Annotated in this window: 23 protein-coding genes; all 23 read left to right on the top strand. The window is 28.0% G+C overall.

All coding sequences use genetic code 11. The features are described 5' to 3' along the window. Positions 1-4: 4 nt before the first annotated feature. The 23 genes from rbfA (at position 5) to M915_RS01590 (ending at position 24,824) form a co-directional block, all read left to right on the top strand. On the top strand, positions 5-358 hold the full coding sequence (gene rbfA, locus M915_RS01700) for a 30S ribosome-binding factor RbfA (protein WP_036728781.1): 354 nt from the start codon (positions 5-7) through the stop codon (positions 356-358). After that, positions 345-1,322 (top strand): DHH family phosphoesterase, encoded by a 978-nt coding sequence (locus M915_RS01695; protein ID WP_009222213.1) that lies wholly within the window; start codon positions 345-347, stop codon positions 1,320-1,322. Before rbfA ends, M915_RS01695 begins: the two co-directional genes overlap by 14 nt. Continuing rightward, positions 1,300-2,187 (top strand): tRNA pseudouridine(55) synthase TruB, encoded by an 888-nt coding sequence (truB, locus tag M915_RS01690; protein WP_009222214.1) that lies wholly within the window; start codon positions 1,300-1,302, stop codon positions 2,185-2,187. The genes M915_RS01695 and truB overlap by 23 nt, the downstream gene beginning before the upstream one ends. Continuing rightward, positions 2,188-3,102, top strand: coding sequence for a bifunctional riboflavin kinase/FAD synthetase (locus tag M915_RS01685; protein ID WP_009222215.1), 915 nt, complete (start codon positions 2,188-2,190; stop codon positions 3,100-3,102). 110 nt (positions 3,103-3,212) lie between these two features. Next, positions 3,213-3,479 carry a 30S ribosomal protein S15 gene (gene rpsO, locus M915_RS01680; protein ID WP_009222216.1) on the top strand — a complete coding sequence of 89 codons (267 nt, stop codon included), beginning with the start codon at positions 3,213-3,215 and terminating at the stop codon, positions 3,477-3,479. Between the two features lie 47 nt (positions 3,480-3,526). Beyond that, positions 3,527-5,671, top strand: a complete 2,145-nt coding sequence (locus M915_RS01675) for a polyribonucleotide nucleotidyltransferase (RefSeq protein ID WP_036728777.1) — start codon at positions 3,527-3,529, stop codon at positions 5,669-5,671. A gap of 55 nt (positions 5,672-5,726) precedes the next feature. Next, positions 5,727-6,158 carry a dUTP diphosphatase gene (dut, locus tag M915_RS01670; RefSeq protein WP_009222218.1) on the top strand — a complete coding sequence of 144 codons (432 nt, stop codon included), beginning with the start codon at positions 5,727-5,729 and terminating at the stop codon, positions 6,156-6,158. Positions 6,159-6,222: 64 nt separating this feature from the next. Next, positions 6,223-8,502, top strand: coding sequence for a DNA translocase FtsK (locus M915_RS01665; RefSeq protein ID WP_051259767.1), 2,280 nt, complete (start codon positions 6,223-6,225; stop codon positions 8,500-8,502). Further along, positions 8,495-9,811, top strand: a complete 1,317-nt coding sequence (rimO, locus tag M915_RS01660) for a 30S ribosomal protein S12 methylthiotransferase RimO (RefSeq protein WP_036728773.1) — start codon at positions 8,495-8,497, stop codon at positions 9,809-9,811. The genes M915_RS01665 and rimO overlap by 8 nt, the downstream gene beginning before the upstream one ends. Further along, positions 9,808-10,341: a CDP-diacylglycerol--glycerol-3-phosphate 3-phosphatidyltransferase gene (pgsA, locus tag M915_RS01655; RefSeq protein ID WP_036728771.1), complete on the top strand. Its 534-nt coding sequence runs from the start codon at positions 9,808-9,810 to the stop codon at positions 10,339-10,341. The genes rimO and pgsA overlap by 4 nt, the downstream gene beginning before the upstream one ends. 9 nt (positions 10,342-10,350) lie before the next feature. Then, positions 10,351-11,565: a competence/damage-inducible protein A gene (locus M915_RS01650; protein WP_036728768.1), complete on the top strand. Its 1,215-nt coding sequence runs from the start codon at positions 10,351-10,353 to the stop codon at positions 11,563-11,565. A 12-nt stretch (positions 11,566-11,577) separates the two neighbouring features. Then, positions 11,578-12,603, top strand: coding sequence for a recombinase RecA (gene recA, locus M915_RS01645; protein ID WP_036728765.1), 1,026 nt, complete (start codon positions 11,578-11,580; stop codon positions 12,601-12,603). 12 nt (positions 12,604-12,615) lie between these two features. Continuing rightward, on the top strand, positions 12,616-13,593 hold the full coding sequence (locus tag M915_RS01640; RefSeq protein ID WP_036728763.1) for a metallophosphoesterase family protein: 978 nt from the start codon (positions 12,616-12,618) through the stop codon (positions 13,591-13,593). Then, positions 13,590-14,894, top strand: a complete 1,305-nt coding sequence (locus M915_RS01635; RefSeq protein ID WP_036728759.1) for an AAA family ATPase — start codon at positions 13,590-13,592, stop codon at positions 14,892-14,894. The genes M915_RS01640 and M915_RS01635 overlap by 4 nt, the downstream gene beginning before the upstream one ends. Before the next feature lie 3 nt (positions 14,895-14,897). Beyond that, complete coding sequence (locus M915_RS01630; protein WP_009222228.1) at positions 14,898-15,131, top strand: hypothetical protein; 234 nt, start codon at positions 14,898-14,900, stop codon at positions 15,129-15,131. A 1-nt stretch (position 15,132) separates the two neighbouring features. After that, a complete protein-coding gene (locus tag M915_RS01625) occupies positions 15,133-15,786 on the top strand; it encodes an AAA family ATPase (protein WP_036728756.1) in 654 nt (217 codons plus the stop codon). A gap of 137 nt (positions 15,787-15,923) precedes the next feature. Then, positions 15,924-17,462, top strand: coding sequence for a ribonuclease Y (rny, locus tag M915_RS01620; RefSeq protein WP_036728755.1), 1,539 nt, complete (start codon positions 15,924-15,926; stop codon positions 17,460-17,462). A gap of 48 nt (positions 17,463-17,510) precedes the next feature. Then, positions 17,511-18,476: a tyrosine recombinase XerC gene (locus tag M915_RS01615; RefSeq protein WP_081689720.1), complete on the top strand. Its 966-nt coding sequence runs from the start codon at positions 17,511-17,513 to the stop codon at positions 18,474-18,476. Between the two features lie 67 nt (positions 18,477-18,543). Further along, positions 18,544-19,800, top strand: coding sequence for an AraC family transcriptional regulator (locus tag M915_RS01610; protein ID WP_009222232.1), 1,257 nt, complete (start codon positions 18,544-18,546; stop codon positions 19,798-19,800). Between the two features lie 130 nt (positions 19,801-19,930). After that, on the top strand, positions 19,931-21,157 hold the full coding sequence (gene arcA, locus M915_RS01605; protein WP_009222233.1) for an arginine deiminase: 1,227 nt from the start codon (positions 19,931-19,933) through the stop codon (positions 21,155-21,157). Positions 21,158-21,193: 36 nt separating this feature from the next. Beyond that, positions 21,194-22,186, top strand: coding sequence for an ornithine carbamoyltransferase (gene argF / locus M915_RS01600; RefSeq protein WP_036728751.1), 993 nt, complete (start codon positions 21,194-21,196; stop codon positions 22,184-22,186). Positions 22,187-22,367: 181 nt separating this feature from the next. Next, positions 22,368-23,303 carry a carbamate kinase gene (gene arcC / locus M915_RS01595; protein ID WP_009222235.1) on the top strand — a complete coding sequence of 312 codons (936 nt, stop codon included), beginning with the start codon at positions 22,368-22,370 and terminating at the stop codon, positions 23,301-23,303. Between the two features lie 12 nt (positions 23,304-23,315). Continuing rightward, positions 23,316-24,824: a YfcC family protein gene (locus M915_RS01590; protein WP_036728748.1), complete on the top strand. Its 1,509-nt coding sequence runs from the start codon at positions 23,316-23,318 to the stop codon at positions 24,822-24,824. Positions 24,825-24,913: the final 89 nt, after the last annotated feature.

Raw genomic sequence — 24,913 nt, 5'->3', positions numbered from 1 at the left:
TTAAATGAATAATAAAAGAACTCATCAAATTTCGGAAGAGGTTAGAAGAGCTATTTCTGATATAGTTCAGCATAAATTGAAAGATCCTAGAATTCCGGATATAATAAGTATTTCTCATGTTGATGTTACAAATGATTTATCATTTGCAAAAGTATATATATCAATACTTGGCGATGATAATAAAATTGAGGAAGCTATAAATGGAATAAATAGCGCTAAGGGTTTTATAAAAAGAGAGCTTGCAAAATTAGTGAAAATAAGAGCTATTCCCGAACTTATTTTCGTAAAGGATGACTCTATAGAAATTGGAATGAAAATGTCCAAAATAATAGAAGAGGTTAATAATGGAAACAGCTAAGTTTAAGGAGCTTATAAATTCTTCAAGTAAAATTTATTTAGCATCTCATATTAATCCTGACGGAGATAATATCGGTTCGATTCTTGGAATGTATGGCATTTTAAAGAAATTAGGTAAAGAAGTATATCTTATAGAGGATGATATTGTCCCTGACACATTTAAATTTTTACCATTTTTGAGTGAAATTGTCAGAAGTGATACTTTGAAAAATGATGCCGATTTATTTATAACACTTGATAGTGCTGATGTAGATAGAATAGGAGCTAATGCAAAAGTACTATTTTATGGTTCAAAAAACACTGTAAATATAGATCATCATTCTACAAATACAATGTATGCAGATGTTAACATAGTAGATGCATTAGCTCCTGCTACAGGAGAAATATTATTTGAACTTGCCAAAAACTTAAATGTAAAAATAGATAAGAATATTGCGCTTTGTATTTATACGGCTATATCAAGTGATACCGGAAGTTTCAAATATGATAATGTTAGACCATCTACATTTAAAATTGCATCAGAATTAATTAAAATAGGGATAGACATAAATAAAGTTGCAGTTAATTTATACCAAAACAGAAGTATAGAAAAAACCAGATTATTAATTAGCGCAATGAATAACCTAGAGTTGTATTCTAATGGTAAAATAGGAATTGTATATGTAGATGACATTATGATTAAAAATTGTAATGCTCAAAGTTCTGATACTGAAGGTATAGTCGAATTCATCAGAGATATATCCGGAGTGGAAATTGCTATACTATTCAAAATAAAAAAAGATTCAATAAGAATAAGTATTAGAACTAAATCATATGTTGATGCAACTAAAATTGTACGTTCTTTTGATGGTGGAGGACACATAAGAGCTGCCGGAGCAACTCTTAAATTACCATATTTTGACAGAAAGGAAGAAATTATAAAAATTTCTTTAAGAGAATTAAATGAACGGAATATTAATATTTAATAAACCTAAGGGAATTTCATCTCATGATGTAGTTTACATTTTAAGAAAAAAAATGAAAATAAAAAAAATAGGTCATACAGGAACATTAGATCCTATAGCTACAGGCGTTCTTATCATGTGTATTGGAAAAGCTACTAAAATATCGCAGTATATAATGTCAGATACCAAAGAATATATAGCTAAAATTAGTTTTGGATATGAAACTGCCACATTAGATTCTACATCTGAGCCAATTAAAAAAACTGACTATATTCCTCCGATAAATGAATTTAAAAATATTTTAAATTCATTTATCGGAAATATAGAACAAATTCCGCCTATGTATTCTGCGATAAAAGTAAATGGTCAAAAACTCTATGAACTTGCAAGGCAAGGCAAAACAATAGAATTAAAAAAAAGAAAAATTACTGTTTATAATATAGAATTATTAAAACAAGTGGATTATAAATCATATTATATAAAGATAAAATGTTCTTCAGGAACATATATTAGAAGTTTAATAAGAGATATAGGATATTCTCTGAATTCTTTAGCTACAATGGAAGAATTGACACGAACTAAGAGTGGAGAATTTACTATAGAAAATTCAATTTCTGAAGATAAGTTCTTATCTCTTGATAATGAAGAAATTGAAAATTTTATAATACCTATTGATAAAGCTTTATATAAATACAACTACTATAATATAAATGATAATTTTTATAAAAAATTAATTAATGGAGTTCCGTATAAAACTAAATTAGATTTTAAAAATAATGAACTTTTAAGAATATATTGTAAAAATGAGTTTATAGGAATCGGAAAATACATTGATTCGTTTGATTTTAATGGAATAAAAATGGAAAAAATGTTGATGGGTGATTAGATGCAGGTAATAAAAATAGATGAAAATTATCAAGCTGTTGAAGAATCTATAATAGCATTAGGGAACTTTGATGGAGTTCATTTGGCACATAAAAAATTACTTTTAAAATTAGTTTCTGAATCCAAAAAGTTAAATTTAAAAAGTAGTATTTTAATTTTTAAAAATCATACTAAAGATACTATATATAATAAAAAACAAAGATTATTAACATCAAATAAGCAGAAATTTGAGATGTTAAGAAATATTGGAATTGATATTATTTATGAAATTATATTTGATGATAGTATAATGAAAATATCTCCTGTTGAATTCATCGAAAAATTTTTATATAAAAACTTAAAGGCTAGAGGAATTGTAGCGGGATATGACTATAAGTTTGGTTACATGGCTAAAGGAGATATTGAATTATTAAAAAATTTATCATTAAAAAATAATATTAAAAATTTTATAATTGATGCTGTTATTTTTGATGGTATAATAGTTTCTTCTTCAACTATAAGAAATTTTATAGAAGATGGTAATATCGAAATGGCAAATAAACTTTTAGGCTATAATTATACAATCACAGGAAAAATAATTCATGGGAAAAATTTAGGAACTAAAAATGGATATCCCACTGCAAATATACAAATTGACACTAATTATGTTATTCCTAAATTTGGTGTTTATGATAGTGATATAAAAATAAAAAATAAAGTATACAAAGCTGCATCCAACATAGGCAAAAATCCAACAATAGAAAATAATGGACTTAGAATAGAATCACATATATTAAATTTTAATAAAAATATATACGGTGAAACAGTTGATTTAATTTTATTAAAATTTTTAAGACCGGAATCTAAATTTTTAAATATAGACGAATTATTTGAAAAAATAAAAGAAGATGTAAATAAAGTAAAAAATAGAATTTAGTTTACAATATATGATATATGTGTTAATATAATAAAAGTACCACACATGTGTTTGTCGTACCTCGGCGCTTACTTATGTGTTGGCATATATTAAAAAACGGAGGATAAAAAATGTTAAACAAAGATGAAAAAAGTAAAATTATTGATAGTTTTAAGGTGAATGAAAAGGACACAGGTTCTCCTGAAGTTCAAGTTGCAATTTTAACTACAAGAATTAATGAGCTAAATGAACATTTAAAGGAACATAAGAAGGATCACCATTCAAGAAGAGGTCTTTTAAAAATGGTAGGTAAAAGAAGAAATCTTCTTAGATATTTAAAGAATAAAGATATTGAAAGATATCGTTCATTAATAGAAAAGCTACAAATCAGAGGTTAATAAAAAGAGCGGAGGAGCCGCTCTTTATTTTTTAAAAGGAGAAAATAATGGAGAAAATTTTTACCTTAGATCTAGCAGGTAGAACTTTAAAAGTAACTGTAGGAAAAGTAGCTGAACAGGCAAATGGTGCATGTTTAGTTGAATATGGAGACACTGTAGTTTTAGTTACAGTAACGGCATCTAAAACTCCTAGAGATGGAATAGATTTTTTCCCTCTAAGTGTTGATTTTGAAGAAAAAATGTATGCTGTTGGGAAAATGCCTGGTGGATTTATAAAAAGAGAAGGAAAACCTAGTGAAAAATCTATTTTGTCATCTAGATTAATAGACAGACCTATACGACCACTTTTCCCTGAAGGATATAGAAATGATGTTCAAGTTGTTGCTACTGTATTATCTGTTGATCAAGATTGTCAACCTGATATTGTTGGGATGATAGGATCTTCAATAGCACTTTCTATATCAGACATCCCTTTTGATGGTCCTACAGGTTCTGTTTTAGTTGGTTATGTGGATGGAAAATATATAGTAAATCCTACAGAAACAGAAAGAGAAAAATCTGACATTTATTTAGTTGTTTCTGGAACTAAAACAGCTATCATGATGGTTGAAGCAGGCGCAAATATAGTTAGCGAAGAAACTATGCTTAACGCTATACTTACGGCACATGAAGAAATTAAAAAAATATGTGATTTTGTAGATCAAATTAAAGCAGAAGTAGGAAAAGATAAAACTTCATATGAAGTATTCAAGCCTAATGAAGAAATAAAAACTAAAGTAAAAGAATATGGAACATCTATGATAGTAGATGCTATAAATGAACCTGATAAAATCATCAGAATTGAAAAGGTTGAAGAAGCAAAAGAGAATATAAGAAAACACTTCGAAGAATTAATGGAAGAATTTTCTAAAGATATAGAAATTATAATGGAAGAAATAGAGGTTACAGAAGTTAGACGTGGAATAATCGAAGATGAAATTAGACCTGATGGAAGAAAACTTGATGAAATTAGACATTTATCTTCTGAAACCGGTATTCTTCCAAGAACACACGGATCCGGGCTTTTTACAAGGGGACAAACTCAAGTATTATCAATAGCAACGCTTGCCGGACTTTCTGATGTTCAGGTTATAGATGGATTGGGCGATGATAAACCTAAAAGATATATTCATCATTATAATTTTCCCCCATTTAGTGTAGGGGACACGAAACCTATGAGAGGTCCCGGAAGAAGAGAAATAGGACATGGTGCATTAGCTGAAAAAGCATTATTACCAGTAATCCCAACTGAAGAAGAATTTCCTTATGCAATAAGAGTTGTTTCTGAAGTATTATCATCAAATGGTTCTTCATCTCAAGCCTCAGTTTGCGGTTCAACTCTTGCATTAATGGATGCTGGAGTTCCAATAAAAGCACCTGTTGCCGGAATAGCCATGGGTCTTATTGAAGAAAATGGTATTACCAAAATATTAACTGATATTCAAGGTCTTGAAGATCATTTTGGTGATATGGATTTCAAAGTTGCAGGAACAAAAGAAGGTATTACTGCTATTCAAATGGATATAAAAGTTGAAGGAATAAGCAAAGAAGTTCTGGCTGTAGCTCTTGAAAGAGCAAAAAAAGCAAGATTAGAAATTCTTGAACATTTAAATACTACAATATCTGAGCCAAGAAAAGAGTTATCACCTTATGCACCAATAATTCACATAATAATTATTGATCCTGAAAAAATTGGAGAAGTAATTGGAACCGGCGGAAAAATGATAAATAAAATAATAGAAAAAACGGGCGTAAAAATAGATATAGATGAAGATGGTAAGGTATCCGTACTTTCAGAAAATTCAGAAAAAGCAAAAGAGGCAATTTCTATTATAGAATCTATCGTAAAAGAAGTTGAAGTTGGAGATATATTTGAAGGTAAAGTTAAAAAAATAATGAAATTTGGAGCATTTGTCGAATTGAAAAAAGGTGTAGAGGCTTTACTTCACATATCAGAAATACAGCATGAGAGAACAAACAAAGTTGAAGATATATTAAAGATAGGAGATATAGTAAAAGTAAAAGTAATAGAAATTGATGAAGATGGTAAGATGTCATTATCGAGAAAAGTACTATTACCTAAAGAAGAATCTTCTAAAAATGACGCAACTTTAAAAAATGATGACGATATTGAAAAGCAAATTATAGAATAATATAAAATTGGGATACTTTTAAATTTTAGTATCCCGATTTTTTAAGGAGAATATAATGAAAATTAAAATTGTAAATAAAAGTAAGAATGAACTTCCTAAGTACCAAACCGAAGGATCTTCAGGTATGGATTTACAAGCAAATATTGAAGAACCTATTGTTCTTAAAAGCCTAGATAGAACTTTAATACCTACCGGATTATTTATAGAATTACCAAATGGATATGAAGCACAAGTAAGAGCAAGATCAGGATTAGCGCTAAAGAAAGGATTATCTCTTCCTAACGGTATAGGAACAATAGATAGTGATTATAGAGGAGAAATAAAAGTTATAATTATAAATTTAGGGAAAGAAGATGTAATTATAAATCCGGGAGATAGAATAGCCCAATTAGTAATTATAAAATACGAAAGAGTTGAACTTGATATAGTTAATGAATTAAATGAAACTGATAGGGAATCCGGAGGTTTTGGACACACTGGAGTTTAAAATTAATTATTTTAAATAGTAATTTAAACTATCCTTTATGATATAATAATTATAAAGAGGTGTTATTTTGGCAAATAGAAAAGTTAAAAAAAAATCTGAAAATAATATATTTTATGGCGAACTTGTGAGTATTGGATTTATTATACTTGGCATAATATCCTTAATAAGCTTATTTAGTAATAAAATGGGATTAGTTGGAAGCTTATTATATAAACTTTTTTCGTTTTTAGGTGGGACAGGAAACTTTTTATTTCCATTAATTTTTATTTTTTTAGGTTTTATTTATAATATTAATAAATTAAAGAAAAATTTTAAAAAATATATTATTTCATCTATTATAATTCTTCTCTGTATCTTAGTTTTTTTGGATGGAACTAAATCATCAGATTTGACTTTAATTGATAGAATAAATTTATCTATTGAATTTTTAGATATAGCTACATCAGGTGGAGTAATAGGATCTATATTAGGATTCTTTTTGTATAAGTTATTTGGTTCAATAGGAACTTATGCTTTTTTAATAAGCATAATTATTATTAATATATATTTATTAGTTAAATATAATTTAATTTCTATCGGTAAAAATAAATCATTATTTACTATGATTACTAAATTATTTTCTAAAAAATCAAATTTAAATAAAAATAAAAAAACTATAAATAAAAATTTAAAAAAACTGATAGAAAATGTTTCAGAAGAAAAAGATATAAATGAGTTTGATTCAGAAAATATTATTGCAGATAATGATGTTAACAAAAATATTTTAGAAGAAAATTATTTAAATGATGAAAAAAATATTTTAGAAAAAAAGACAGCTGGCAAAAATATTAATTTAAATAGAAATGAATCAGATGAAATAGAATTAAATAAATTTGAGAAAAATATAAGAAAAGATCAAAAAGAGGATAATTATATATTTCCTCCAATAGAGCTTTTAAAAAAATCTTCTGAAAAATCTTCTATTTCAAATCAAGAAATAATAAAGAACGGAAGAATTATAGAACAAACAATGGAAAATTTTGGAATAGATTCAAAAATTGTTGCAATTAATAGAGGTCCCGTAATAACTTGTTATGAATTAGAGCCAGCTCCAGGGGTTAAACTTAGTAAGATAGTAGCATTAAATGATAATCTTTCAATGAGTCTTGCAAGCCCTGATATAAGAATAGAAGCTCCGATTCCCGGTAAGTCAGCTGTTGGTATTGAGGTACCTAATAAAACTAAAGAATCAGTTACGGTAAGAGAAATAATTCAAAGCAGTGAGTTTAAAAGGTTAAATTCAAATTTGCCACTTGCGCTGGGTAAAGATGTTTCCGGTTCAATAGTAATGTCATCAATTGATAAAATGCCACATCTTTTAATTGCAGGAGCAACAGGATCTGGAAAATCCGTATGTATAAATACTATTATAACAAATATACTTTATAAATCTTCTCCAAAAGATGTCAGACTACTTTTAATAGATCCTAAAGTTGTTGAACTCAGTGTGTATAATGGAATACCTCATCTTCTAATACCTGTTGTAACAGACCCTAAAAAGGCTGCATTCGCTCTAAATTGGGCTGTTGGAGAGATGGAAAAAAGATATAAATTATTTGCAGAAAATTCTGTTAGAGATTTAACTTCATATAATAAAAAAATAGAAAAAATCGGAAATGAAGATGAAAGACTTCCTAAAATCGTTGTTATAGTTGATGAATTAGCAGATTTGATGATGGTTGCTCAAGGAGAAGTTGAAGATTATATAGCAAGACTTGCACAAATGGCAAGAGCAGCGGGAATTTATTTAATAATTGCAACTCAAAGGCCATCCGTTGATGTAATAACAGGTACTATAAAAGCTAATATTCCATCAAGAATTGCTTTTTCAGTATCATCAGCAATAGATTCAAGAACTATTTTGGATATGGCTGGAGCTGAAAAACTTCTCGGAAAAGGAGATATGCTTTTCTATCCTGGATTCTACTCAAAACCGGTTAGAATTCAAGGTTCATTTATTAGTGATGAAGAAGTTGAATCTGTTGTTGATTTTATAATTGCAAATTCAACCATAAAAAATGATTTCGAAGAAAAAATAAATAAAGAAATTGAAGAAAAAAGAGAAAAATTAAGTAATGATAGAGATCCTCTTTTTAATGATGCGTTGAAATTTATAGTAGCAGATGAACAAGCTTCTATATCATTTTTACAACGAAAATTAAAAATAGGATATTCTAGAGCAGCCAGAATTGTAGATCAAATGGAAGAGTCTGGTATTCTTGGTCCACATGAAGGATCTAGACCTAGAAAACTACTACTTAGCGAAGAAGAAATTTCAAATTTATTGGGGGAAAATAATGAATAGCATACATTTTATAACATTAGGCTGTTCAAAAAATGAAGTTGATACTTCACAAATGCAATCTATATTAGACTCAAAAAAATATATTATAACAAATAATGTAAATGATGCTAATGTAATTATTATAAACACTTGCGGATTTATAGATGTGGCTAAAGAGGAATCTGTAGATACTATCATAGAAGCTGCAAAATATAAAGATGTAGGAAAATGTAAAAAATTAATTCTTGCAGGTTGCCTTGCACAAAGATATTCCAAAGAATTGATGGAAGAAATTCCTGAAGTAGATGCAATATTAGGAACAGGAAACATTATAAATATAAATAATATATTAGATAGTGCATTTAATGGAGAAAGAATAGTAAAAGTTGATAATATAAATGATAAATATATTGAGGGAATTAAAAAATCTAAAGTTTCGGTTACTGAGTATGTAAAAATATCAGAAGGATGTAATAATAATTGTACTTATTGCATAATACCTAAGCTTCGTGGAAGAAATAGATCTAGAAAAATAGAAGATATTTATGATGAAGTTAAATATTTGGTAAATAACGGTACAAGAGAAGTAATTTTAATTGCTCAAAATACGACTGATTATGGTATAGATAACTATAAAGAATATAAGCTTAAAGATTTAGTTAAAAAATTGTCTGAAATAAAAGATTTAAAGTGGATAAGACTTATGTATTTATATCCTGATAATTTTACAGACGAATTAATTGATGAATTTAAAAATAATGATAAGCTTTTAAACTATGTTGATATACCTTTACAACATATCAGCGATAATATCCTTTCTAAAATGAATAGAAAAACAAATAGAAATAATATAAGTGAACTTCTATTTAAACTTAGAAATAATATACCTAATATAATAATTAGAACTACTTTTATAGTTGGATTTCCTGGAGAAGAAAATTCTGATTTCAATGAATTAAACGAATTTATTGAAGAAAATAAATTTGACAAATTGGGAGCTTTTATTTATTCAAGAGAGGAAGATACTCCTGCTTTTAATATGAATAATCAAATACAAGAAAATGTTAAACAAGAACGATTAGATATACTTATGTCAACTCAAATTAGTATTTCTGAGAATAAATTGTCCTCAAATATAGGAAATATATTAGAAGTTTTAATAGAAGAAATAGCAGATAATGAAACTTATGTGGGAAGATCTTATATGGATGCTCCGGAAATTGATGGAGTGGTTTATGTTAAAAGTAAAAATAATTTGAAAATAGGATCTTTCTATAATGTAAAAATAACAGATTATTTAGAATATGATTTAATAGGAGATGCAATATGAATTTGCCAAATAAATTAACATTTATTAGAATTTTATTGGTTCCAATTTTTGTGTTTTTGATGTATATGAATTTTGAGGGTGCAAGAGTAATTGCAACAATTGTATTTGCAATAGCTTCTTTTACAGATTTTCTTGATGGATATATAGCGAGAAAAAATAAATTAGTAACAAATTTCGGGAAATTTGCCGATCCACTTGCAGATAAAATACTTGTTTGTTCTGCGTTAATTTGCCTTACAAGTATTGGAGATATTCCCGCTTGGGGTGTTATTGTTATAATCTCAAGAGAATTTGCAGTTACAGGATTTAGAATAATTGCCGCTTCTGAAAATATAACAATTGCAGCAAGTAAACTTGGAAAAATAAAAACAGTTTCTCAACTTATAGCAATAATTGTTTTATTGACAAATATAACTTCATTATATAAAACCGGGTTATATATTTTTTATTTTGCAGTATTTTTTACTATTTTATCTGGAATTGATTATTTTATAAAAAATATTAAAGTATTAGATTTAGAAAATATTTAGGAGAATAATATGAAGGCTGGTATCATAACTATAGGAACAGAAATTTTGATAGGAAGTATTTTAAACACTAATTCTAAATTTTTATCAAAAAGGCTTTCAGAATTTGGAGTTCACGTAAGTTATCATGTTTCCGTAAGAGATAATGCTATTGAGCTTAGTGAAGTAATAAATGAACTGCTTAATAAAGTTGATTTACTTTTTTTATGTGGAGGACTTGGACCCACAAATGATGATATAACTAAAGAGGTTTTGTCAAATGTTTTAGGGCGTTCTTGCATAGTAGATGAAGTTCAATATAAAAAATTAATAGATAAATTTAAAATTATGGGCAGAGAAATGACTGCTAACAACAAAAAACAAATTATAGTAATTGATGAAGCTGTTGTTTTAGATAACAAATGGGGAGTAGCACCCGGCGAGGTAATTAATTACAACAATAAAAAAATATTTTTATTACCTGGACCTCCAAGAGAATTTGAGCCAATGATAGATTTCTATTTAAAAAATTTTATAAATGAAAATAATCAAATTATAGTAAAATCTGTAAATATAGCCGGCATAGGAGAGTCCCGAGTAGAAGATATATTAAGAAAATTAAATCTTGAAGAGCATAATATTTCCATAAATACATTTGCAAAATTTTATGATACAGAAATAAAAATCATAGCTGAAGGTACTGATACAAAACAATTACAACGAAAAATCGATAGTATAGTAAAAAAATTATATGAAGTATTTGAAGGGTATTTATATGCAGAAGATAATGCGAGTATTAGTGAATCTATAGTAAAAAAACTGACAGAAAAAAAATTAACTATAAGTTTTGCCGAATCTGTAACAGGGGGATTATTAGCTTCTAAAATAACTAGTGTACCAAATTCATCAAAAATTTTAAAAAATTCAATAGTAACATATTCTAATGAATCGAAAATTAAATTATTAAATGTAAATGAGAAAACTTTGAATAAATATGGTGCAGTAAGCCCTGAAGTTGCATACGAAATGGCTAACGGTTTAAAAGATATTGGCTTTAGCGATATATCTGTGTCAGTTACAGGTGAAGCGGGACCTATATCTTCTGAAAAAGAAGTAGGACTAATATTTGTTTGCTACTACTTTAAAAATTATTATGAAATAAAAAAATATTATTTTACTGGAAGTAGAAATGAAATTCAAGAAAGAACAGCTAATACAATTCTTCAACACGTATTATTTAATATTTAATGGAGGTAATATATGGATATCGAAAAAAAGAAAGCACTTGAACTTGCTATTTCTCAAATTGAAAAGCAATATGGTAAGGGTTCTATAATGAAACTGGGAGCTGACAGTAAGCTAGATATAGAAACTATCCCTACAGGCTCTTTGGCATTAGATTTATCTTTAGGTGTTGGAGGGATTCCAAAAGGTAGAATAATCGAAGTATATGGACCTGAATCTTCCGGAAAAACAACATTAGCTCTTCATATATTGGCAGAATCACAAAAAATGGGTGGTATAGGTGCCTTTATAGATGCAGAACATGCATTAGATCCGAGTTATGCAAAAAATTTAGGAGTTGACGTTGAAAATTTAATCGTTTCACAACCTGATACAGGTGAGCAAGCTCTTGAAATTATAGAGTCATTAGTAAGAAGCAATGCTGTTGATATAGTTATTGTAGATTCTGTTGCAGCTTTAGTTCCTAAAGCTGAAATTGAAGGAGAAATGGGCGATAGTCATATAGGTCTTCAAGCTAGACTTATGTCTCAAGCACTCAGAAAATTAACAGGTGCAATTAACAAATCTAAAGCTTCTGTAGTATTTATAAATCAATTAAGAGAAAAAGTTGGTGTAATGTTCGGCAATCCTGAAACAACAACAGGAGGCCGTGCTTTAAAATTTTATTCCTCAATAAGACTTGAAATAAGAAAAGTAGAAAATTTAAAATTAGGGGAAGAAATTGTAGGAAATAGAGTAAGAGTAAAAGTTGTTAAAAATAAAGTTGCTCCACCTTTTAAACAAGCTGAATTTGATATTATGTACGGTAAGGGAATTTCTAAAGAAGGAACTTTAATAGATGTCGGTGTACAAACTGATGTAGTAACAAAATCTGGTGCTTGGTATAGCTATGGAGAACACAGATTAGGACAAGGCAGAGAAAATGCTAAAGAATTTTTACTTGCAAATCCTGATATATCAAGAGAAATTGAAATGAAAATTAAAGATAAATATAATTTAAATAAATCTGACAACATTGAGAGTTCAGAAGAAAATAAATAAGGTATAATAATTATGAAGTTTTTATATTTTACAGATACTCATTTAAGAGCTACTAATCCAATTAATAGAACCGATAATTTCTTTGAAACATTAAAAACTAAATTAAATGAAGTAGTAAATATCAGTATTGAAGAAAACGTAGATTATATACTTCATGGAGGGGATCTTTTTGACAGGCCGGACACTTCTATTTCAGTTGTGTCCGATTTTTCGAAAATATTTCAAAAATTTAATGTACCTATTTATATAGTAAGTGGTAATCATGATATTTTTGGACATAATCCTAAAACTTTAAATAGAACAATGCTTGGATTATTATGTAATTTAGGAATTTTAAATCTTGTAAACGATAAAAAAATTATATTAAAAAAAGATATATCGGTTCAACTTACAGCATACCCATATACATTTGGAATGGATGATGATATAAATAAAAGTAATTATTTAGTATTAGAAAAAAATCCTGAAGCTGATTACATGATTCATATGACACATGGTTTTTTAATTGATAGACCATTTATAAAAAATATTCCCCACACACTAATTAGTGAAATTTCAAGTACATTTGCTGATATAACTTTAGGAGCTCATTATCATTATGGCTTTAAAACAACAGAAATAAATGGCAAATATTTTGTAAATCCTGGTTCTATAGTGAGAATTTCAAACAGTCAAGAAGAAATTAAAAGAAAACCTAAAGTTGTTATAATTGAACTAAATGATAAGATAAGCATAAAAGATATTTATTTAAAAAATGCGTTAGATGGAAATTTAGTCTTGGATAGAAGTGAAATGGAAAGACATAAATTTAAGCAAAACCAAATTTATGAATTTAAAGAAATAATAGATTCATCTACAGAACTTAATAATTTAGATATATATGAAATTTTAATTAAAATAGCAACTAATGAATCTATAGATGATAATATAAAAATGGAAGCTATAAAAAGAATTCAAAATATTCAAATTAAAGGAGCTGATTTTTCGTGATTTTCATAACTAAAGTTGAGCTTATAAATTTCCAATCTCACGAAAATACTGTAATTGATTTTCACAGAGGCTTAAATGTAATTTTAGGTAATTCAGACAGTGGAAAAACAGCAATATTAAGAGCTATTAAATGGGCTTTATATAATGAACCATCAGGAAATTATTTCATAAGAGAAGGCGAAAAAGAAACTTCAGTAACTATATATTTTAATACAGGAGCTGTCGTAAAAAGATATCGTTCTAATTCTAAAAACACGTATTATTTAAAAAAATCAAATTTAGAAGAATTTAATTTTGACGGTTTTGGATTAACTGTTCCAAAAGAAATAATAACAGAAATTGGAATGTCAAAAATTAATTTAGATAATTCATTAAATAGCATAATAAATATTGCGGAACAATTAGATGGTCCATTTCTTTTAAACGAAAAAACATCAGTCAGAGCTAGTGCAATAGGAAGAATTATAGGGGTGAATTATATTGATGATGCTCTAAGAGAAACAATTAGAGATAATAAACAAATAGCATCAGACATAAAATATTTAAAGTCAAAAAAAGAAATAATAGAAGCTAAAATTCTAAAATTTGATTATTTAAAAGAAACTGAAGTTTTATTAAATACCCTTATTGAAATTAAAGAAATAATAACTTATAGCAAGACTAGGCTGAATAAATTAATAGAATTAAAAAATAAATATGAATTTAATAACAATGAACTCGAAAAACTTAGAGAGGAAAATAGTAAATATAAAAATTTAGATCTTCTATATAATTTGCTGTCAAATATAGAGATAATATTATTTAAATATAATACTTATTCAAATTTTTATAAAAATTTGAACTTTTATAATTATGAAATAAATGAAAACATTAAATGCTTAAATAAGTATAAACATTTAAATGAACTTTCACTTAAATATGACATTTTGAATAACTTATTACATGATTATTTTAATAATATTTCTATAAAAAATGAATTTCTTGATATTTCCAATAGAATAGATGAAGGTGTAAAATTTATTGATAATCTTAAATATATCGATAAATTAGAAACTATTTATAAAAATTTAGTTCCTAAAATAGATTGTATTTTTTTATTTGAAAGGCTTAGCGTATCAAATAAAAAAATATCTTATGATATAAATAAGTTAGAAGAACATTTGAATACTTTAAGCGATGATATTAAAGAAAAATATTTTGAATATGAAAAAAATATTTTGAATTTAGGATACTGTCCATTTTGTTATAGTGAAATTGATGAAAATATAATAAATCATATACGAAAACATTATAAGGAGTAATTTATGAATTATGAATATAACTTAAATAAATTAAAAGAAGAACTTGAAAAAGCTAAAAATCTTAAATATAAAGCTGAAGCAAAACTTGAGCAATTAAATGTTCAAAAAGAAGAAATAATAAAAGAAATTAAATCACATGGAATAGAGCCCGAACATTTAGATGAAGAAATTGAAAAATTAAAAAATGAAATAGATGATTTATTTAAAAAAGCAAATGAATTAATTCCGAGGGACTGATATGGATTTAAATATATTAGAATCTAAAATTAATCGTATTGAAAAAAATTTAAATATAGATAAAGGAAAATTAGAAATATTAAACAATAACTTGTCAGATATAAATTCTGAAATAAAAAGTTTAATTGAATATGACGATATATTAAGTAAGGTAATAATTTTATTTCAAAAAACATCAAGCTATGGAAGAAATCAAGCGCGAAAACAAATAGAAGAATTAGTAACTAAGTGTTTACAATTTGTCTTTGAAACGGATATTGAATTTATTATTGAAATTACAGAAAATGGTAAAATACCTCAAGCGGAATTTTATGTATTATCTAATTATGATGAATATAAAGTTAAAACCAAACCTGAGTTATCACGTGGAGGAGGCGTTGTTGATATAATTTCTATCGCTTTAAGAATTGCCTTTATTCAATTATATAAACCTGAAATCAAAGGACCGATCATATTAGATGAACCTGGCAAACATGTGAGCAATGATTATATATTTAATCTTGGAGAATTTTTAAGACAAGCTTCATCCATGTTTAGGCGACAAATTATAATGGTAACACACAATTCTCATTTATCTCAAATTTGTGATATTTCGTATACCGTAGAAATTAAAAACGGTAAAAGTGTAATATTGCAAAACGAAGAACTATCATAGTTTGATAGTTCTATTTATCTTGACTTATTTTTTTAAAAGAGATAGAATAACTTTATACAAGTTTGTAAATTATTTTATATTTTTAAATTTGGAATTTTTAAATTTGGAACATGAAAATTTAATAAGGAGGTGCATGAATGGAATTAGAAATGATAGTCAAAATTTTAATTGGCCTAATAATTGGTATAGCCGGAGGTTATGCCATTAGAAAATATATTGGCGAGAGCAAAATTAACAGCGCTGAAGATCTTGCTCGAAAAATTGTGACAGATGCTGAACATAATGCTGAAGGAAAGAAAAAAGAACTTTTACTTGAAGCTAAGGAGGAAATCCATAAGCTTAGAAGTGAACATGAGCATGAAGTAAAGCAAAGAAGAAATGAACTTCAACAAATAGAAAAAAGAGTTATTGCAAGAGAAGAATCTGTAGAAAGAAAACTTTCTTCCCTTGAAAAAAAAGAGGATAATCTTAATTCTAAAATTGAAGAAGCAAAGAAAAAAGTTGAAAAAGCAAGTTTATTAGTTGAGCAAAGAGAAGAAGAATTACAAAAAGTTGCTGGGTTAACATCAGAAGAAGGAAAGAAAATTTTATTATCTGAACTTGAAAAAGAGATAACTCAGGAATCTGCGCTAATAATCAGAGAAAATGAACAAAAAGTAAAAGATGAATGCAATAAATATGCTAAAAATATTATTGCACAGGCAATTCAAAGATGTGCTGCTGACCAAGTAGCAGAAAATACTGTTTCTGTTGTAAGTCTTCCTAATGATGAAATGAAAGGAAGAATAATAGGTAGAGAAGGAAGAAATATAAGGACTATTGAGTCTTTAACTGGTGTAGATTTAATTATTGATGACACCCCAGAAGCTGTTGTATTATCTTGCTTTGAGCCTGTTAGAAGAGAAGTTGCAAGGGTTGCTCTTGAAAAATTAGTTGCTGATGGAAGAATACATCCAACTAGAATTGAAGAAGCTATTGAGAAAGCACAAAATGAAGTTGACACTTTAATAAAAGAATCTGGAGAACAAGCTGCATATGACAGTGGTGTACATGGATTACATCCTGAAATGATTTATTATTTAGGAAGATTAAAATATAGAACAAGTTATGGACAAAATGTTTTAAAGCATTCTGTTGAAGTTTCTAATATTGCAGGAATTCTTGCAGGAGAAATTGGAGCAGATGTTAAACTTGCAAAAAGAGGAGGCCTATTACACGATATAGGTAAGAGTATAGATCATGAAGTTGAAGGTACTCATGTTGAATTAGGCGTTGAACTTGCTAGAAAATATAAAGAATCTGATGCAGTTATTAATTGTATAGAATCACATCATGGTGATGTTGAACCTAAATCTGTAGAAGCTATTTTAGTTCAAGCGGCAGATAGTATTAGTGCTGCAAGACCTGGCGCTAGAAGAGAAACTGTAGAATCTTATATTAAAAGACTTGAAAAATTAGAAGAGATAGCTACATCTTTTGATGGAATAGAAAAGTCTTACGCTATTCAAGCAGGAAGAGAAGTTAGAATAATAGTTAATCCTGAACAAATTTCTGAAGCCGAAATAACAATTACTGCAAGAAATATTGTTAAGAGAATAGAAGATGAACTTGATTTCCCTGGTCAGATTAAAGTAAATGTAATTAGAGAAACAAGAGCTGTAGAATATGCAAAATAAATAATAACCTGCTAAATAGCAGGTTATTTTAATATGGAGGGGTTTAGTTTGATAAATAGTAATATAGTAGATGATTTTTTATCATATCTATCCACAACTAAAGGTGCATCTCAAACTACAATAAAAGAATATTATTATGATATCAGAATTTTTTTGAAATTTATATTTGTAAGAAAAGGAATAATAGATGAAAAAAGTATCAATGAAATAGATATCGATGCTATAAATATAGATATTTTAAAATCTATAAATAAAATGGATATATATGCATATAATTCATACTTAGATAAAATACGGAAAAATTCTAATAAAACCAAATATAGAAAAATTTCATCGATTAGAACTTTTTTTAATTATCTTTCAAACAAAATAGATGTTATAGAGTTTAATCCTATAGAGGATATAGATATGCCTAAAATAGAAAAACGATTGCCAATTTATTTAACGCTTGAAGAATCTAAATTATTATTAAAAACCGTATCTGAATCAAAAATTAAAGATAAATATAAGACAAGAGATTATGCTATAGTTGTACTATTTTTAAATTGCGGAATGAGATTATCTGAACTTTCGGGATTAAATATAAAAGACATAAACAATGATAATACCTTAAGAGTAACCGGAAAAGGAAATAAAGAACGAACTATATACTTAAATAATGCATGTGTTAATGCATTAAAAAATTATCTTAATTACAGAAATGATACTGATAATAAAGCCTTATTTTTGTCAAACAGAAATACAAGATTAAGTAATAGACAAATTCAAAGAATGGTAGAAAAATACATTAACGCTTCTGGACTTGATTCTGAAAAATACACAGTTCATAAATTGAGGCATACTGCCGCATCACTTATGTATCAATATGGTGATGCTGATATTAGATCTCTCCAAGAGATATTAGGGCATGAATCTGTCACAACAACACAAATATATACTCATATAAATGATAAACAACTAAAAAATACAGTAGATAACAATCCGTTGTCAAATATAGATTTTGACAATAAATAAAATAAGATATTATAAATTCTACAAAAAATCAGTACAGTGTGATAAAATATTATTGAGGAGTGGTAGAATGGATAGAATATCAGAACTTCAAACTCAATATAGTTCCAGTTTCGATAAAAGAAAAATATGTTCCTATGATATCGAACAAATAAATGAACCTACAAAATCTATAATGCATCAAGAGTCGCGCTTTTTATTTTTTACAAGTGGTAAAGGAATAATAAAAATAAATGATGTTCCATACGAAGTTAAACCAAATTCATGTGTTGCAATAGTTCCATGGGTAATAACAGAGGTAACTAAAGTAGAAGAACCTATGCAATTCATAAAAATAGTATATAATTTCAATTTTTTAAACAGAAATATAAAAACAGCATATATAGATGCTAAAGAACAATTCAATTTATTTAATGAAATATCCAATAGCCCAATGATATATTGCAATGAATTTGAAGCAAAAAATTTCATAAAAATAATGGATGATATAAAAACAGAAGTTGGAATAGAATCTATATTGGATGTAAAACAAGAAAAAATACTTACTAATGTTTTCATAACGAACAAGATAATGGAAATGTTAATATGGTACATAAGAATTGAACAAAAAGTTGATCTTTCAACTGAAAATAATGAAAATCCGGGGTTTGATGAAAGAGCTGTAATATTTAAATATCTTTATTCGCATTTAAGTGAGAAGCAAACCCTTAAATCTGTATCAAGTTTGTTTTTTATGTCAGAATCGTCTCTTTCTAAGTACTGTCAAAAAGTAACGGGACATAGTTTTCACGATTTATTAAATGAAATGAGATTAGTTAAAACTATGGACTTTCTAATGTATTCAGATTTTTCATTAAATATAATTGCCGAACTTGTCGGGTTTAATGATGCATCACACTTATCAAAATTTTTTGCTAAAAGAATAGGTACAACTCCAAATCAATATAGAAAAATAAATCAAAATGTTGTAAATATGTTAAATCCTGAAGAGAGCAATATAACTTATGAACTAATAGGACATATAAGTAATTTGTTTACAGAGAACATAAATGAAGTAGAAACTGCAAAAGAATTTAATATGTCTGTTGTAGAAATGAATAGAATCTTATTATATACAATCGAAAAAAATTTTGATGAATTCATAAGATATCTTAGAATAAATTATGCTTGTGAACTTTTAAAAAGTACAGAAGAAAATATATTAGATATAGCTGTTACAGTAGGCTATAATAATGCAAAAACATTTAATAATCATTTTTTAAAATTAAAGGGTATGACACCATCTAAGTTTAGAAAAACCGTTGAAATACAATATGATTATGATTAATTTAAAATCATTGTAAATTTAAACACAAATTTACAATGATTTTTTCTATCTTTTTCGTACTTGGGAAATCATTTTCGTATATACTATATTCGTAAGATATTTAATATTAATTTAATTAGGAGGTTATAAAGTGGCAAACATTAATGTAACAAGTGAGATTAAACAATTAAAGAAAGTTTTGGTTCATAGACCTGGAGATGAATTACTAAATCTAACTCCTTCTACTTTAGAAGAGCTTTTATTTGATGATATTCCAGATTTACAATTAGCTCAAGAAGAACACGACAGATTTACAAACATTCTTAGAGATAATGGAGTAGAAGTTGTTTATCTTGAAGATTTAATGACAGAAACATTAGATGCAAATGAAGGTTTAAGAGAAAAATTCTTAGATGAATATCTATCAGAAACAGGTGTAACTGATGAAAAAATTTTAGCCTTGGCTAAAGAATATTTCGAAAAAATAACTGACACTAAAGCATTTGTTGAAAAGACAATGGCAGGTTTAACTTTAAAAGAACTTGGTTTATTTAACGAAGAAGATTTACACAATATGGTAGTTGGAAAATCTTATCTAGCAATTAATCCAATGCCAAATCTATACTTTACAAGAGATCCATTTGCTTCAGTAGGAAATGGCGCTGTTATTAACAGAATGTATTCAGTTACAAGAAACAGAGAAACAATATATGCTGATTATATTTTCAGATTCCATCCGGAATATAAAGGAAACGTTCCTAACCTTTATGGAAGAAAGAATGAATTCCATATTGAAGGTGGAGATACATTTAATGGAAATGAAACAACATTGCTAATAGGTATTTCTCAAAGAACTCAATATGAAGCTATTAAGCTTTTAGCTAAAAAATTATTCTTTGGAGATACTGAAAATAAAATCGAAAAAATTTATGCATTAAAAATCGATGAAAACAGAGCGTTTATGCACTTAGATACAGTATTTACTCAAATTGATGTAGATGCTTTCACTTATCATCCAGCTATTATTAAAGAAATGGAAGTTAAGATTATTACTAAAGATGAAGCAAACAAAGATTTACACATTGAAACTGCTTCAGGAAAATTAGATGAAATTCTTGCAAAAGCATTAGGAATTGAAAAAGTACGTTTAATTCCATGTGGTGGCGGAGATCCAATTGCTGCTGAAAGAGAACAATGGAATGACGGCTCAAATACATTAGCAATTGCTCCAGGTAAAGTACTTGTTTATAAGAGAAATATTGTTACAAATGCCGTACTAAGAAAAGAAGGAATTGAAGTATTCGAATTAGATGCTTCTAACTTAACAGTTGGACGTGGAGGCCCAAGATGTATGTCAATGCCTCTTGTAAGAGAATAATAATTAATAAATTTTAAAAAATTGGGGGATAAAAGTATGCCAGTAAATTTACAAGGAAGAAGTTTCTTAAAATTATTAGATTTCTCAACAGAAGAAATTAAATATCTTCTTGAATTGTCAAAAGAACTTAAAAGATTAAAATTAGCAAGAGTACCGCATAAATATTTAGAAGGAAAAAATATTGCACTATTATTTGAAAAAACTTCTACAAGAACTCGTTGTTCATTTGAAGTAGGTGCTTATGATTTAGGTATGAATGTAACATATCTTGAACCGGGCACTTCACAAATGGGTAAAAAAGAATCTATTGAAGATACAGCAAGAGTTTTGGGCAGATTTTATGATGGTATTGAATACAGAGGATTTTCTCAAGCAATAGTTGAAGAAATTGCTGAAAAAGCAGGCGTTCCAGTATGGAATGGACTAACAGATGATTTTCATCCTACTCAAATGTTGGCAGATGTTTTAACAGTTGAAGAAAACTTTGGAGATTTAAGAGGACTTAACTTTACGTTCATGGGTGATGCTAGAAACAATGTTGCTAACTCTTTAATGGTTGTTTGTGCTAAACTTGGTATGAACTTTACAGCTTGTGGACCTAAAGAATTAATGCCAAAAGCAGAACTTGTAGAACAATGTAGAGAAATTGCTAAAGAAAACAAATGTACTATAACTCTTACAGATGATGTTAAAGTTGGATGTACCGGAGCTCATGTAATTTATACTGATATTTGGGTATCTATGGGAGAGCCTGATGAAGTATGGACAGAAAGAATTAAACTTCTTGAACCATATAGAGTAGATAAAAAAGCTATGGCAATGGCTGATGAAAATGCTATTTTCTTACACTGCTTGCCATCTTTCCATGATACAAACACTACTATCGGAAAAGAAATTGCTGCTAAATTCAATGTTACTGAAATGGAAGTTGCTGATGAAGTATTCGAATCACGCCAATCAAAAGTATTTGATCAAGCAGAAAATAGAATGCACACAATTAAAGCTGTAATGTATGCTACATTAAAATAATCATTAGTATTATAAGCATTGAACCATAAATTTATGGTTCAATGCTCTATATTAAGTTAAGATAAAAATAATATAGTATCAAATTTACATGCAATAAATTATATTTTTTCTTATTTTATACTTTATAGATATTAAGTTATTTTTTTCTTAAATAAAAATATTTTAAAAGGTTGGTTTAATAATGAACAAAAAAAGATTAGTAATTGCACTTGGTGGTAATGCTCTAGGTAATACACCTGAAGAACAATTAGAATTAGTTAAAGAAACAGCAAAAACTATAGTGGATCTTGCTGAAGATTATGATGTTATAATTGGTCATGGAAATGGTCCTCAAGTAGGCATGATAAATAATGCAATGGAATTTTCATCTACAAACGGTGGAAAAACTCCTTATATGCCTTTTCCGGAATGTGGAGCTATGTCACAAGGATATATAGGATATCATTTAACTCAATCAATTCAAAGAGAATTGATGCTTAGAAATGTGAAAAAAGAAGTAGCTTGTGTAGTTACTCAAGTTGTAGTAGATGAAACTGATAAAGCTTTTTCAAACCCTACTAAACCTATAGGTTCATTTATGAGTAAAGAAGAAGCTGATAAAATAGCAGAAGAAAAAGGATTTGTTTTCGTAGAAGATGCTGGTAGAGGATATAGAAGAGTTGTTCCAAGTCCAAAGCCAAAGAAAATTGTTGAACTAAATGTTGTTGAACAATTAGTTAGCGCCGGCGATATCGTAATTACAGTTGGCGGTGGCGGAATTCCGGTCATTGAAACAAATGACGGATTAAAAGGAGTTGCTGCAGTTATAGACAAAGACAGTTCAAGTGCAAAATTAGCCTTAGATGTTAATGCTGATATGCTTGTTATCTTAACTGCTGTTGATAGAGTGGCAATTAATTTCAATAAACCTAATCAAGAATCATTAGCTGAAATGACAATTGAAGAAGCTAAGAAATATATAGCTGAAGGACATTTTGCACCTGGTTCTATGCTTCCTAAAGTTGAAGCTTGTTTAGATTTTGTTGAAAAAACATCAAATGGTGTAGCTTTGATTACATCTTTACAAAAAGCTAAAGCTGCATTAAATGGTGAAACAGGAACCATATTAAAGAAATAAGGAGGAATTTTTATGGATCAAAAGAAGAAGAGAAAATCGCTAACAGCCTTTTCAATACTACTAATAGTATTAGCAGTTGTATGTTTAGTATCTGTTGCATTACAAGGAAATGTAATTGATCCGGAAATTATTAAGCCATTAGACCCAGGTCGTTTTGGAGAATTAATAGACGCTGTTGATGCTGGTGAAGATATCACAGTTCAAGGTGCTACTTTTTCAAATTTCATAATGGCAATACCGGAAGGATTTATAGATGCTGCTGACTTAGTAGTATTTATAGTTGCTCTTGGTGGTTTTATCGGAGTAGTAATGAAAACCGGAGCTTTAGAAGCTGGAGTATATCACTTAGTAAAAAAATTAAAAGGTAAAGAAGAACGCCTAATAGTTGTATTGATGTTTTTATTCTCATTAGGTGGAACAACTTACGGTATGGCTGAAGAAACTATAGGATTTTATGCACTTATAACTTCTGCAATGGTTGCAGCAGGATTTGATACAATAGTTGCTGTAGGTACAGTATTACTTGGAGCTGGAGCCGGAGTATTAGGTTCTACAATAAATCCATTTGCAACTGGTGCTGCTATGGGAGCTTTATCATCAGTAGGAATTGAACCTAATACAACTCTTATAATGGTTTTAGGACTAGTTCTATGGTTATCTACTTTTGCTATTTGCTGCTCATTTGTATTATCTTATGCAAAGAAAGTAAAGAAAGATAAGGGTTCTACAATTTTATCTTTACAAGAACAACAAGTAATGAAAGAAAGCTTTACTAATGAAGATGGAGTTAACTTAGAATTCACTTCAAAACATAAACGTGTATTATTAGTATTTGCATTTGCTTTTGTAATTATGATTGCATCATTAATTTCATATCAAGATTTAGCATTTGGTGGAGATGAAGAGGCTTATTTAAGCGCATTAGGATGGTCTGATTTCTTAACAGGACAACCTCTTGGATGGTGGTATTTTACTGAATTAGCTGGATGGTTTATACTAGCAAGTATTGGAATTGGTATAATGGCTAAATTAAGTGAAAAAGAATTTGTTGATACATTTATAGCTGGTTCTGCAGATTTATTATCAGTAGGCTTAATTATAGCTGTTGCTCGTGGTATTACTGTTGTAATGGGCAAAACTCACTTAGACTTTTATATATTAGATCATAGTTCTAAATTATTAAGTGGAGTTCCTGGATTTATATTTACACCAGCTGCTTATGTAATTTATCTATTCCTAAGTTTCTTGGTTCCTTCAACTTCAGGATTAGCTGCATTATCTATTCCTGTAATGGGTAGCTTAACTGGAGCTCTAGGATTTAATCCAAGTGTAATGATTATGGTATTCTGTGGTGGTAGTGGATTAATTAACTTATTCACTCCAACTTCTGGTGTTGTAATGGGTGGATTAGGAGCTGCTAAGGTTGAATATTCAACTTATATGAAATGGGTATTTAAACTATTAGTTGCAGTTGGAATTGCAAATGTTATAGTACTAACAGCTGCAATGATGATGTTATAATTTAACTAAAAAAAGAACAGTAAAATTACTGTTCTTTTTTTACACGCATAATAAATGTCACAAAATTATTATTTTGTGACATTTATTAT

The organism is Peptoniphilus mikwangii, assembly GCF_000468535.1.
In the GTDB taxonomy this organism is placed as follows: Bacteria; Bacillota; Clostridia; order Tissierellales; family Peptoniphilaceae; genus Anaerosphaera; species Anaerosphaera mikwangii.
This window is presented reverse-complemented; position numbering and strand designations above follow the sequence as displayed.